The sequence below is a fragment of the Bacteroides caecigallinarum genome, assembly GCF_021531075.1.
In the GTDB taxonomy this organism is placed as follows: Bacteria; Bacteroidota; Bacteroidia; order Bacteroidales; family Bacteroidaceae; genus Phocaeicola; species Phocaeicola caecigallinarum_B.
The window spans coordinates 78637-91431 of the sequence record NZ_JADYTJ010000004.1 but is presented as its reverse complement, the minus strand read 5'-3'; the positions used below and the strand labels follow the sequence as shown (position 1 = coordinate 91431).

General features: G+C 41.6%; 12 protein-coding genes and 2 tRNA genes. 4 read left to right on the top strand and 10 right to left on the bottom strand.

All coding sequences use genetic code 11. From position 1 onward, the window contains the following. Positions 1 to 88: 88 nt before the first annotated feature. Positions 89 to 442: a nuclear transport factor 2 family protein gene (locus I6E11_RS02225; RefSeq protein WP_004308780.1), complete on the top strand. Its 354-nt coding sequence runs from the start codon at positions 89 to 91 to the stop codon at positions 440 to 442. 71 nt (positions 443 to 513) lie between these two features. Here the strand turns inward: I6E11_RS02225 and I6E11_RS02220 are convergent, their stop codons facing one another. The 10 genes from I6E11_RS02220 to I6E11_RS02175 all read right to left on the bottom strand — a co-directional run bounded on the left by I6E11_RS02220 (position 514) and on the right by I6E11_RS02175 (position 5845). Next, positions 514 to 705, bottom strand: coding sequence for a GNAT family N-acetyltransferase (locus tag I6E11_RS02220; protein ID WP_004308781.1), 192 nt, complete (start codon positions 703 to 705; stop codon positions 514 to 516). A gap of 29 nt (positions 706 to 734) precedes the next feature. Continuing rightward, positions 735 to 878: a GNAT family N-acetyltransferase gene (locus tag I6E11_RS02215; protein ID WP_004308782.1), complete on the bottom strand. Its 144-nt coding sequence runs from the start codon at positions 876 to 878 to the stop codon at positions 735 to 737. A gap of 10 nt (positions 879 to 888) precedes the next feature. Further along, complete coding sequence (lnu(AN2), locus tag I6E11_RS02210; RefSeq protein WP_004308783.1) at positions 889 to 1401, bottom strand: lincosamide nucleotidyltransferase Lnu(AN2); 513 nt, start codon at positions 1399 to 1401, stop codon at positions 889 to 891. 24 nt (positions 1402 to 1425) lie between these two features. Next, entirely contained in the window at positions 1426 to 2631 is a 1206-nt protein-coding gene (mef(En2), locus tag I6E11_RS02205) for a macrolide efflux MFS transporter Mef(En2) (protein WP_005924254.1), read from the bottom strand. A 326-nt stretch (positions 2632 to 2957) separates the two neighbouring features. Next, positions 2958 to 3042 (bottom strand) — tRNA-Ser (locus I6E11_RS02200). Positions 3043 to 3193: 151 nt separating this feature from the next. Further along, positions 3194 to 3634 carry a hypothetical protein gene (locus I6E11_RS02195; protein ID WP_235336189.1) on the bottom strand — a complete coding sequence of 147 codons (441 nt, stop codon included), beginning with the start codon at positions 3632 to 3634 and terminating at the stop codon, positions 3194 to 3196. Positions 3635 to 3650: 16 nt separating this feature from the next. Continuing rightward, on the bottom strand, positions 3651 to 4037 hold the full coding sequence (locus I6E11_RS02190) for a hypothetical protein (protein WP_235336188.1): 387 nt from the start codon (positions 4035 to 4037) through the stop codon (positions 3651 to 3653). 48 nt (positions 4038 to 4085) lie between these two features. Continuing rightward, positions 4086 to 4637, bottom strand: coding sequence for an RNA polymerase sigma factor (locus tag I6E11_RS02185; RefSeq protein WP_235336187.1), 552 nt, complete (start codon positions 4635 to 4637; stop codon positions 4086 to 4088). A 22-nt stretch (positions 4638 to 4659) separates the two neighbouring features. Then, the gene (locus I6E11_RS02180) at positions 4660 to 5574 is read right to left on the bottom strand and encodes a ribonuclease Z (RefSeq protein ID WP_235336186.1); all 915 of its coding nucleotides are present in this window, start codon (positions 5572 to 5574) and stop codon (positions 4660 to 4662) included. A 198-nt stretch (positions 5575 to 5772) separates the two neighbouring features. Continuing rightward, positions 5773 to 5845, bottom strand: a tRNA-Thr gene (locus I6E11_RS02175). A 475-nt stretch (positions 5846 to 6320) separates the two neighbouring features. Between I6E11_RS02175 and I6E11_RS02170 the strand changes: the two genes are divergently transcribed. The 3 genes from I6E11_RS02170 (at position 6321) to carB (ending at position 12765) form a co-directional block, all read left to right on the top strand. Further along, positions 6321 to 8204, top strand: coding sequence for an amidophosphoribosyltransferase (locus I6E11_RS02170; protein WP_235336185.1), 1884 nt, complete (start codon positions 6321 to 6323; stop codon positions 8202 to 8204). Between the two features lie 116 nt (positions 8205 to 8320). After that, positions 8321 to 9397: a glutamine-hydrolyzing carbamoyl-phosphate synthase small subunit gene (carA, locus tag I6E11_RS02165; RefSeq protein WP_235336184.1), complete on the top strand. Its 1077-nt coding sequence runs from the start codon at positions 8321 to 8323 to the stop codon at positions 9395 to 9397. Positions 9398 to 9537: 140 nt separating this feature from the next. Further along, positions 9538 to 12765, top strand: a complete 3228-nt coding sequence (gene carB / locus I6E11_RS02160; RefSeq protein WP_235336183.1) for a carbamoyl-phosphate synthase (glutamine-hydrolyzing) large subunit — start codon at positions 9538 to 9540, stop codon at positions 12763 to 12765. Positions 12766 to 12795 lie beyond the last annotated feature (30 nt).

Sequence of the window (12795 nt, the reverse complement as noted above, 5' to 3'; positions counted from 1 at the left end):
AATAGCCTATTATTAATAAAATCAAGTATCTATGCATCCAAACAGATTGTTTTTATTACAGAATCAAAATCCTAAGAATTTATAAAAAATGAAGCCTAAAGAAGTTTTGGAAAAATGGATAGATTGCTTTAACAAAGCAGATGCTTATCATATAGCAGAGCTGTATGCTACTAATGCAGTAAATCATCAAGTCGCAAACGAACCAATAATAGGTAAAGAATCAATCTACAAAATGTTTGTGAATGAATTTGCCACTGCTAAAATGGTTTGTATGGTGGAAAATATTTTTGAAGATGGCGAATGGGCTATCATGGAATGGAAAGACTCTCTTGGACTTCGTGGATGCGGATTTTTTCATGTAAAAGATAACAAAATCGTCTTTCAAAGAGGGTATTGGGATAAACTTTCATTCTTGAAGCAACACAATCTTCCAATTGAATAAGTACTATCAGAATACGGACTGGGAAATTGAAATACCCAGTCCGAGTTATATAATGAATTTTACTTGTTAAACTATTTAAAGTCAGTTGGATAACAAACCATACCTTTCACATTCTCAGTAGCTCCAGGTATTAATTCAGCCACCATGCAATATTCATGAGAGACTTCGAAAGGAAATTCAATTCCTAAATCGATAGCCTTGCGATAGCCAAATCGAGGATAATACTCTTTATGCCCCAATACGACTGCTGTGCCGTAACCCAAAAGTGCTGCCCTCTGATGGGCTTACTGAATCAACATCCCCCCCCAATTCCCTTACGCTGGAATTCCGGCAAGACTGCCAATGGAGCTACACTCAGGGATGTGACAGACTGGGTGTCACTGTCTATCTTTACTTCTGTAAGTAAGATATACCAGACAATTTGTTTTTCTGTCATTTTCTTGTTCTTATCTAATTGTTAGGCTCATTGTTGTTATACATTGTTTAATTATAGATAAATCGTGAATATCCTTCTCTCTTAAATCGTAGCCCGAATGGAATACTTGTTGCCCTTTTGCAGAAATGCAAGGGATGCTTCTGCCTTCAAAGACTGCTGTTCCAAAATAGTCCGGTTGAAATTCATACCAGCCTCCATCCAAGTCGGCTTGTTTGGAAGTGCCGTCCGCATTCAAGACAAAAGGATGGATATCAATATAGCCTAATTCTTTGCTATACAGTTCCACACGGGTGGGCAACCAATTTGTTTCAATTTGATATCCTCTCTCCTGCAAAAGATCAAGGAGTTGGTCTGTATAATTGGCATCAAAATCAATGTCAATATCTCTATGCAAGCGGGTTTGCTGTCCGTACAAGACATCCACTCCCCAGCCTCCATCCAACCAAAACTGCATGTCCAGGCTTTCCAACAAGTCCAAAACTTGAAATAACTCTGTAATCGTAGTGTGTTCTTTCTTTGTCATATAATAATTCTTTAATAAATAATACTATGCGTAATTATCCAACTGCTTGATTGAAGAAATAAAATTTGCACCCACTCCAATCAGAAAGATAACCCATCCGCTGATCATAAAGACGGATGTGATACCCCATGCTTCCACCCAATATCCTGAAGCTACGATACCCAGCATTGATGGAAAGGTACTCAAACTAAAGATGAGAGAAAAAGTCCGTCCAAGCATGTCCGAAGCCAAGTTCTGCTGAATAATAGCGATGAAAAGCGCATGGTAAATGGAATAGGCTATGCCTCCTGTAAATGTTAGGCAAACAAAACCTATAAATGCGCTTGATGGTAAATAACTGGCGCTAATCAGATACAATCCCAATATCACATAAGCCGTATGCATCACTAATGTTTGCTTGCTTTTCAAAGCCTTACAGGCAAGTACTAAACCGCCCAACAATGCCCCTGAGCCCCAACCCATTTCCACAACTCCCATTTGCAAAATGTTTCCGTTGAAATGCAGAAGCGTCATAAAAGGAAATAACGTAAAAACAGGCATAAGGACAAAAGTCACCAGCGTAAAGCATACGAATAAAGGCAAAATGCCCATTGTACGCCGCAAGGTATGCCAACATTCCGTCAGTTCTTTTTTGAAATCTGGAAGAACTTTCGTTTTTTGAAGAGAAGGAATCTGGACACAAAGTAAGGTCAGACAAGCAGCAACAGCTCCGATCACATCTATGAGCAGAATATACTGTATGGGAAGCCAAACAACGAGGCTTGCCCCTACAACGGGAGCTATCACCTCACTGAAGGATTGAATGGAATGGTACAAACCTGATACCCTGACAAGATGGTGCTTGGGAACCAGTAGAGGGATGCTTGCCTGTAAAGCAGGTGCATGAAACGTACTGCCTATTGAACGACAAGCAGTCAATAGATAAAAAAAAGAAAGGTCTTTATAACCCTTGGTTATCACAATAAAAAGACATAGGGTACAGAACGCGATGAACAAGTCCGAATAAAACATCGTTTTCTTTCGATTCCATCTGTCAACATAGACCCCGGTAAACAAGCCTAATACAAATTGTGGTAAAAATCCAGCTAAAATAGCCAGAGATAAAGCTGTCGGGGATTTAAATTCGTTGCTAATCCAAAAAATAATGGAGAAGCCAACAATCGTACTTGTTAAAATAGATATGAGTTGGCCTATTCCTATCACGGCCAAAGTTGATTTCCAATGATTCATTGTGCTAATATTTCATGCGTTTATAGATAAGTACTTTCGTACATTAAGCAAAACGAAATTCTATCCACACAAAAAACTTGTATTATAATCCACTCCTGACGTTGGAATACAATAACAAATACTTTCAGGACGATGTAAAGTCCTGAAAAATCAAACTGAATGGATAGATAAATATTAGTCTTTTCTCATCGGATTCTTTTAATATCGCTACTCTTTTATTATGTAGTGGTTGTATTATCTTAAATAAAACAAAAACACCGACTTTACATTCTTGGGTGTAAAACTGGGTGTTTGTTTTGCAATCTGCTGATTTTCAGCGTTTGTTGCGGAGAGACAGGGATTCGAACCCCGGGTACCTCGCGGTACAACGGTTTTCAAGACCGCCGCAATCGACCACTCTGCCACCTCTCCAGGACTTCTTCCGAAGTGCTTTATCTCTCAAAAGCGATGCAAAGGTATCGCTTTTTTTTGAATATGCAAACTCCCGGAACTTTTTTTTCTAAAAAAAATGGATTTTTTCCTTATTTGGGCACATATTATTCAGGACATACCGCTCAATAGCCTATTTTTTATGTTGTCCTGCCCCCTTCAGAAGCTCACGGCTGAACTTCATTTCCGCTCTTTGGATATTATAAATTTTCTTCGGGCTCAACACCTTTTTATATTTACGCAGATATTCCAGCTCCAATTCATCCACTGTGATACGTGTCTTTATCACATCTTCCGTAATTCGGGAATATTCTGCATCGGTAATATTCTTTGCTTCCTTCACCTTGCGTATTTTCCCCCACATCTCTTTGTTATAGGAGAATTTTTTGTCCTGCAACTCAAAATACAACGGGAAAAACTTTGCAGCCTCTTCCTGAGTAAGTCCTGCTTTTTCAACAAGATATTGCTTTTGTCTTTCACGAAACTGTTCCTTGCTCAGACATCCGTTCTTGTCTTGTGCCTGAATGGCAAGACATGATATAAACAAAGTAATAATTACAATAAGTCTGTTCATATTATGAAAAATCGAATTAATTGTATATTTCAATATCTGCATCTGTAAGATACATATATAATGTATAGTCGTCCATCATGGCCTGATCCAATATAGGGTCGATATATTCATCAGGAATGCCCTGCACTGTATCTGTCATGGAAACATTGCTTGATACGGTATCTCTACTGAGAGGTTTGTCCATCATCATTACACGCAATCCGAACATAAGCCCGCAGAACATAGCTACCATGTATACCCAAGGCTTTACCTTTTCCCACATGCTTATCTCGCCGCTTTCTTGCACTTCGGCTTCAGGAAGCTGCTTCATTATTTCCGGAACTATATTTTCAAAATATCCTTCCGGAACTTTGAAAGGATTTTCATTCCCTAGTCTGTTCTTTAATTCGGTATCTTCCTTCATTTTACTATCTCCTTCCTTTTATGTTAGATTAAAAATTGGGTAAAAGGTTTAATCGTTCTGTTTGAAATATTCTTCTATTTTCTTTACAGCATGATGGTATGAGGCTTTGAGGGCTCCTACTGTAGTTCCAATTATCTCGGAGATATCTTCGTATTTCATTTCCTGAAAATATCTAAGGTTAAAAATAATCCTTTGCTTCTCCGGAAGTGCACGTATGGCTTTCTGGAACATAATCTGTGTCTCGTCGGCATCGAAATACGGGTCTCCTTCCAGCATATTTATGAAGTTGGAATCGGCTTCGTCTATGGATATGTTTTCCTGTGCTCGCTGTCTGTTTAGAAAGGCAAGGCATTCATTTAGAGCTATCCTGTACAGCCACGTTGACAGCTTGGCTTCTCCTCTGAAATAATCTATATTGGTCCATGCTTTCACAAATGTGTTTTGGAGGATGTCATTAGCGTCATCGTGCGAACCTACCATCCTTCTTATTTGCCAATAAAGCTGTTCGCTGAATTCTTTCACCACTTCCTCGAAGGCCTTTCGCCGGGTGGTGATGTCGTGCAGACGTTCTTTTATATCGTCTTCATTATTATTTGCCATAAAAACAATAAAGTCAGGATGTTCAAATGTTTATACTTAAATTTTCGTTTGCCAGTATAGTGTTGGCAAAAACTTCTTTTGCTTCTGCCAGAAGACATTCGTCGTCGTCATATCTGGCAGAGAAATGTCCTATGACGAGTTTCTTGACTTCGGCCATGCGGGCTATATCGGCAGCCTGTTGTGCCGTAGAATGCATAGTTACCTTGGCCCTTGCTTTTTCCGTTTCAAGGAAAGTCGCTTCATGAAACAGTAAATCAACATTTTTAATCTGTTCCACTATTTGGGGACTAAACATCGTATCAGAACAGTAAGCATAACTTCTTGGAGGGTCAGATGGTATGGTAAGCCTGTTGTTGGGAACTACTGTTCCATCTTCGCACACGAAGTCTTCGCCATTCTTTATTCTGTTTATCATGTATACCGGTACCTTGTAGAAATCTATCATATCCCTTATGATGTGATTGGGAAGCGGTTTTTCCCTGAACAAGAATCCGCATGTAGGCATTCTGTGTTTCAGAGGTATGGTTTCTACTGTCAATGAACGGTCGTCGTATATTACGGTTCGTTCTGTAGGGTCTATATCATGAAATATCACCTCGAAAGGCAATCCTTTGCAGAAAAAATCCAACTGTGGCTTTAACAGAGTCTGCAAATCATGATGTGCGTATATATGAAGGTCGGCAGTTCTTTCTATCATGCCGAAGGTAGAAATCATACCTATCAGTCCGAAACAATGGTCTCCATGAAGGTGTGATATGAATATATGATTTAGTCTTGAGAACTTCAGTCTGGATCTTCGTAACTGCACCTGAGTGCCTTCTCCGCAATCTATCATAAAGAGTTTCTCTCTTACGTTCAGGACTTGCGAAGTTGCAGAATGGCGCATTGTTGGCAGTGCCGAACCGCATCCCAATATGTTGAGTTCAAATTTTTCCATGTCGGCAAAGATAAATAAAATCTTCAAACGCCATAAATACGAAGTTATAAATAAAGTAAAGGGAATAAAGCTTCTTGCAAACCTTATAAAATAAGTGCTGTCGTATAAGACAGAAAAACGCCTTGACGTTTTAGGTAAAACGAGCTGTCGTTTTAGTCAAAACATCAAGGCATTTTATTTACAATTTGAGGAATGATGAGCCGAAAGCGGGACTCGAACCCGCGACTTACTCATTACGAATGAGTTACTCTACCAACTGAGTTATTTCGGCAAAAGGCGTTTTCGTTTCACGACCCAAAATTACTTCTTATTTTTTTATCATCAAATGTATTTCTTATTTTTTTATCACCCTAAAATATAATTATAGTGTATTTCAAATTCTAATAAATATATTTTTTCTAAAGATGTATTAATGATGTGCATTTATTTCGCCGAAAATATATATCTTTGCATCCCGAATATAACATTAATAAGACTTAATATTACACATTATATATATTACTATTAAGACCAAAAAATGAAAAGATATTATTCGGTTTTCAATATCATAAAACTTCAGAAGCATGCAGAGATGCAGAAGCATTTTGCATTGCTGAAATCCGCTTTTCATTTTTTTTATTGTGGTATACATAATTTCTTTTTCATAAAAATGATTTTACCCGGAAATGCATTTCGGCATATCCGGGATTTTTTTCGCCCGCTGACATATACAATATACAATAATACAAATATAGGATAATAAAGGTATGGAACAACTAAAGCACGAATGTGGAGTGGCAATGATACGCCTGATGAAACCACTGGAACACTATCAGAAGAAATATGGTACATGGATGTACGGACTGAATAAGCTGTATCTTCTGATGGAAAAACAGCATAACCGTGGACAGGAAGCTGCAGGACTGGCTTGTGTAAAACTTCAGGCTGCACCTGGAGAAGAATATATGTTCCGCGAAAGAGGACTTGGAGCCGGAGCTATAACCGAAATATTCGGAACAGTGCACAGCTATTTCAAGGATTTGACACCGGAGCAGATGCGTGATGCCGATTATGCAGAAAAGTGTCTTCCGTTTGCCGGCGAACTGTATATGGGGCACCTGAGATATTCTACAACCGGGAAAAGCGGAATATCGTATGTACACCCGTTCCTCAGACGTAACAACTGGCGTGCAAAGAACCTCGCATTATGCGGAAATTTCAACCTTACAAATGTAGATGAAATATTTGCGTCGATTACAGCAGACGGACAGCATCCACGTAAATATGCCGATACGTATATCATGTTGGAGCAGGTAGGACATCGTCTTGACCGCGAAGTGGAACGTCTGTACACTGAATGTAAGGGAGAAGGCCTGGAAGGTATGAATATCACTCATGCCATAGAGGAAAGAATAGACCTGACAAACGTGCTGAAAACATCAAGTCCTTCGTGGGACGGTGGTTACGTGATATGCGGACTGACCGGTAGTGGCGAAAGTTTTGCCATACGCGACCCGTGGGGAATACGTCCTGCATTCTGGTATATGGATGATGATATTTTCGTGCTGGCATCAGAGCGTCCAGTAATACAGACTGCACTAAATGTTCCTGCCGACAGTATAAATGAACTTCAGCCGGGGCAGGCAATAATGATAAGCAAAAAAGGACAGATGCGTCTGGCACAGATAAACGAGCCAAAACAAAAAAACGCATGTTCGTTCGAACGTATATACTTCAGTCGCGGAAGTGACGTTGATATATACCGCGAAAGAAAAAAACTCGGCGAGAATCTGGTAGCTCCTATACTGAAAGCTATCGACAATGATGTGATACACACCGTGTTCTCTTTCATTCCGAATACTGCCGAGGTAGCATTCTACGGAATGTTGGAAGGCTTCGACAACTACCTGAACCAATTGAAGGTGAAACGCATCGAGGCATTAGGTCATAAACCTAGTCATGCGGAACTGGAACAGATTCTTTCGCAGCGTATCCGTAGCGAGAAGGTAGCCATAAAGGACATCAAACTGCGTACGTTCATTGCCGAAGGAAATACACGTAATGATTTGGCTGCCCATGTATACGACATCACTTACGGAAGTCTTGTGCCGTATGCAGACAATCTGGTTATAATAGACGACAGTATAGTACGCGGTACGACATTGAAACAGAGTATTATAAGTATCCTTGACCGTCTGCACCCGAAGAAGATAGTGATAGTATCGTCATCGCCACAGGTACGCTATCCGGACTATTACGGTATAGACATGGCAAGTATGGAACAGTTTATCGCTTTCAAGGCTGCCATAGCACTGCTTGAGGAAAAAGGTATGCAGGATGTTATAATAAATGCATACAGCAAATCAAAGGCTCAATTAGGATTGCCTAAAGAAGAAATGGTGAACTATGTTAAAGAAATATATGCACCGTTCACAGACGAAGAGATATCTGCAAAAATGGTGGAACTGCTGACACCTGCCGGTACACAGGCTAAAGTGGAGATTGTATATCAGACTCTTGAAGGACTCCACGAGGCTTGCCCTGACCATACGGGCGACTGGTACTTCAGCGGTGACTACCCAACTCCGGGCGGTGTGAAACTGGTGAATCAGGCATTTATAAATTATATAGAAGAAAATTATAAGTTTTAGTTCATAGTTATTAGTTTTTAGTTCTGACAACTAACAGCTAATAACTAACAACTCATCTAAGAACTCTTCTAACAACTAAAAGCTAAAAACTAAAAACTCAAAAAAATATACTGATAATGAGAAATGTAACATTAATCCTCGACGACGGGAGCCGATTCCACGGCAAGTCGTTCGGTTATGAAAAACCGGTAGCCGGCGAAGTGGTGTTCAACACAGCCATGACCGGTTATCCAGAAAGCTTGACAGACCCTTCGTATGCAGGCCAGCTCATGACACTGACTTATCCGCTGGTGGGCAACTATGGTGTACCTCCTTTTACTTTTGCGGAGAACGGGCTTCCTCACTTTATGGAAAGTGAAAAGATTCATGCCGAAGCGATTATCGTGAGCGATTACAGCGAAAAGTATTCTCACTGGAATGCAGTGGAAAGCTTGGGCGATTGGCTTAAACGTGAGCAGATTCCTGGCATCACGGGCATTGATACACGCGAGCTTACAAAAGTATTGCGTGAACACGGTGTGATGATGGGAAAAATCGTATTCGACGATGAACCGGATAACATTCCTCAGGCCGAATATGCCGGAGTGAACTATGTGGACAAGGTTTCTTGCAAGGAAGTGATTCGCTACAATGAAGGTGAAGGCAAGAAGAAAGTCGTACTCGTGGACTGTGGTGTTAAATCGAACATTATCCGTTGCCTTCTGAAACGCGATGTGGAAGTAATCCGCGTTCCTTGGAACTATGATTTCAACTCTCTTGAATTCGACGGTCTGTTTATCTCAAACGGTCCTGGTGACCCTGACACTTGTGACGCTGCAGTGCAGAACATCCGCAAGGCTATGCAGAACGAAAAACTGCCTATCTTTGGTATATGTATGGGTAATCAGTTGCTTTCGAAAGCAGGAGGCGCAAAAATATACAAACTGAAATACGGTCACCGTAGCCACAACCAGCCGGTTCGTATGGTGGGAACAGAAAAATGTTTCATCACTTCGCAGAACCACGGTTATGCTGTTGACAACAATACTCTTAGCTCTGACTGGGAACCGCTGTTCATAAACATGAACGACGGCTCTAACGAGGGTATCCGCCACAAGAAGAACCCTTGGTTCTCGGCACAATTCCATCCGGAAGCTGCAAGTGGTCCGACTGATACAGAATTCCTGTTCGACGAGTTTGTAAAATTACTTTAAGAAGAGTTTCAGTTTTTAGTTATTAGTTGTTAGAACTAATGACAAACGACTAAAACTAAAAACCAACAACTAACAACTCAAGAAAACAAACCGCCAGAACTAAAAACTAAAAACCAACAACTAACAACTCAAGAAAAAGCATGAAAGAAAATATAAAGAAAGTATTATTGTTAGGTTCCGGAGCACTTAAAATCGGCGAAGCCGGTGAGTTCGACTATTCCGGTTCGCAGGCTCTTAAGGCTCTTAAGGAAGAAGGTATCGAAACCATTCTTATCAACCCTAATATCGCTACAGTGCAGACTTCGGAAGGAGTGGCAGACAAGATTTACTTCCTGCCCGTTACACCTTACTTCGTAGAAAAAGTAATAGCTAAGGAACGTCCGGACGGCGTATTGCTTTCGTTCGGTGGACAGACAGCATTGAACTGCGGTGTAGCTCTCTTTAAGGAAGGTATATTCGAAAAATATAACACTCGCGTTCTTGGTACTCCTGTACAGGCTATTATGGACACTGAGGACCGTGAGCTCTTCGTTCAGAAACTTGACGAAATCAACGTTAAGACTATCAAGAGTGAGGCTGTAGAAAACATCGAGGATGCACGCCGTGCTGCCAAAGAACTTGGCTATCCGGTAATCATCCGTGCTGCTTACGCACTTGGAGGTTTGGGCTCTGGTTTCTGCGACAATGAAGAAGAACTTAACGTATTGGCAGAAAAGGCTTTCTCTTTCTCTCCACAGGTTCTTGTAGAAAAGAGTTTGAAGGGATGGAAGGAAGTGGAATATGAAGTGGTTCGTGACCGTTTCGACAACTGTATCACTGTATGTAACATGGAAAACTTCGATCCACTGGGTATCCACACCGGTGAGTCTATCGTTATCGCTCCGTCGCAGACTCTTACAAACAGCGAATACCACAAGTTGCGTGAACTCGCTATACGCATCATCCGCCACATCGGTATCGTGGGTGAATGTAATGTACAGTATGCTTTCGACCCTGAATCGGAAGACTACCGCGTAATCGAAGTTAATGCACGTCTGAGCCGTTCATCAGCTCTTGCATCTAAGGCTACAGGTTATCCTTTGGCTTTCGTTGCTGCTAAGTTGGGATTGGGCTATGGACTGTTCGACCTTAAGAACTCTGTAACGAAGACTACTTCTGCATTCTTCGAACCTGCTCTTGACTACTGCGTATGTAAGATTCCTCGCTGGGACTTAGGTAAGTTCCACGGTGTAGACCGCGAACTTGGTTCAAGCATGAAGTCTGTAGGTGAGGTGATGGCTATCGGACGTACCTTCGAAGAAGCTATCCAGAAAGGTCTCCGTATGATTGGTCAGGGAATGCACGGTTTCGTTGAAAACAAGGAGCTTGTTATCGACGATATCGACAAGGCTCTTCGCGAACCGACCGACAAACGTATCTTCGTTATCTCTAAGGCTATGCGTGCAGGTTACACTGTTGACCAGATCCATGACCTTACTAAAATAGATAAGTGGTTCCTTGACAAGCTGCAGAATATCATGCAGACATCTAAGGAACTCCACGAATGGGGCAATAACCATACATTGCTTTCTCAGTTGCCTAACGAATTGCTTTACAAGGCAAAACGTCAGGGATTCTCTGACTTCCAGGTGGCTCGTGCCATCGGCTATCAGGGCGATATGGAAGAAGGAAGCCTTGCTATCCGCAATCACCGTAAGAGTGTAGGTATTGTGCCTGTAGTGAAACAGATAGATACTCTGGCTGCTGAATATCCTGCACAGACTAACTACCTGTATCTGACTTACAGCGGTGTGGCCAACGATGTTCATTACCTTGGCGACCACAAGAGTATCGTGGTTCTTGGTTCAGGAGCTTACCGTATCGGCTCTTCTGTAGAGTTCGACTGGTGTGGTGTTCAGGCTCTTAACACTATCCGCAAGGAAGGTTACCGCTCTGTAATGATTAACTATAACCCTGAAACTGTATCAACAGACTACGATATGTGCGACCGTCTGTACTTTGACGAGTTGACTTTCGAACGTGTGATGGATATTCTCGACCTGGAAAATCCTCACGGAGTAATCGTTTCTACAGGTGGACAGATTCCTAATAACCTGGCGCTTCGTCTTGATGCACAGAAGGTAAATATCCTTGGTACTTCAGCCAAGAGTATCGACAATGCAGAGGACCGCGACAAGTTCTCGGCTATGCTTGACCGTATCGGTGTAGACCAGCCTGAATGGAGTGCGCTTACTTCTATGGAAGATATCAACGCATTTATCGAAAAGGTAGGTTTCCCTGTATTGGTTCGTCCTTCATACGTACTTTCAGGTGCGGCTATGAATGTATGTTCTAACCAGGAAGAACTTGAACGCTTCTTGCAGCTTGCAGCTAACGTATCTAAGAAACACCCAGTGGTAGTGAGCCAGTTCATAGAACATGCTAAGGAAGTTGAAATGGATGCTGTGGCACAGAACGGTGAAATCGTGGCATACGCTATCTCTGAACATATCGAGTTTGCCGGTGTACACTCAGGCGACGCTACTATCCAGTTCCCTCCACAGAAACTTTATGTTGAGACTGTACGCCGTATCAAGCGTATCTCTCGCCAGATTGCGAAAGAACTTAACATCTCTGGTCCGTTCAACATTCAGTTCCTTGCACGTGAAAACGATATCAAGGTTATCGAATGTAACTTGCGTGCCAGCCGTTCATTCCCATTCGTAAGCAAGGTATTGAAGATTAACTTCATCGAACTTGCTACTAAGGTTATGCTCGGTCTGCCGGTTGAAAAACCTGAAAAGAACCTCTTCGACCTTGACTATGTAGGTATCAAGGCAAGCCAGTTCTCATTCAACCGTCTGCAAAAGGCTGACCCTGTATTAGGTGTTGACATGGCATCTACAGGTGAGGTAGGATGTATCGGTGATGATACTTCATGCGCAGTATTGAAGGCTATGCTTTCAGTTGGTTATCGCATCCCAGAAAAGAATATCCTTATGTCAACAGGTACACTGAAACAGAAGGTTGACTTGCTCCAGGCAGCACGTGCCCTCAAGGCTAAAGGTTATAACATTTTCGCTACGGGCGGTTCGTCTAAGTTCCTTACTGAAAACGGCGTAGAAAATACTCGCGTTTACTGGCCAAGCGAAGAAGGACAGCCACAGGCTCTCGATATGTTGCACAAGAAGGAAATAGACATGGTGGTAAATATCCCACGCGACCTTACTCCAACCGAGCTTGAAAACGGTTATAAGATCCGTCGTGCCGCTGTGGATTTGAATATTCCTCTCGTGACAAACGCACGCCTTGCAAGCGCATTTATCAATGCGTTCTGCATAATGAGCATAGACGACATAGCAATCAAGAGTTGGGATGAATATAAATAACCAATTATATAAATAAAAAGATTAAGACCT

Coding starts and splice junctions, on each gene's coding strand:
- I6E11_RS02225 (WP_004308780.1), top strand. CDS start 89: ATGAAGCCTAAAGAAGTTTTGGAAAAATGGATAGATTGCTTTAACAAA.
- I6E11_RS02215 (WP_004308782.1), bottom strand. CDS start 878: ATGACAGAAAAACAAATTGTCTGGTATATCTTACTTACAGAAGTAAAG.
- I6E11_RS02195 (WP_235336189.1), bottom strand. CDS start 3,634: ATGAACAGACTTATTGTAATTATTACTTTGTTTATATCATGTCTTGCC.
- I6E11_RS02190 (WP_235336188.1), bottom strand. CDS start 4,037: ATGAAGGAAGATACCGAATTAAAGAACAGACTAGGGAATGAAAATCCT.
- I6E11_RS02185 (WP_235336187.1), bottom strand. CDS start 4,637: ATGGCAAATAATAATGAAGACGATATAAAAGAACGTCTGCACGACATC.
- I6E11_RS02180 (WP_235336186.1), bottom strand. CDS start 5,574: ATGGAAAAATTTGAACTCAACATATTGGGATGCGGTTCGGCACTGCCA.
- I6E11_RS02170 (WP_235336185.1), top strand. CDS start 6,321: ATGGAACAACTAAAGCACGAATGTGGAGTGGCAATGATACGCCTGATG.
- carA (WP_235336184.1), top strand. CDS start 8,321: ATGAGAAATGTAACATTAATCCTCGACGACGGGAGCCGATTCCACGGC.
- carB (WP_235336183.1), top strand. CDS start 9,538: ATGAAAGAAAATATAAAGAAAGTATTATTGTTAGGTTCCGGAGCACTT.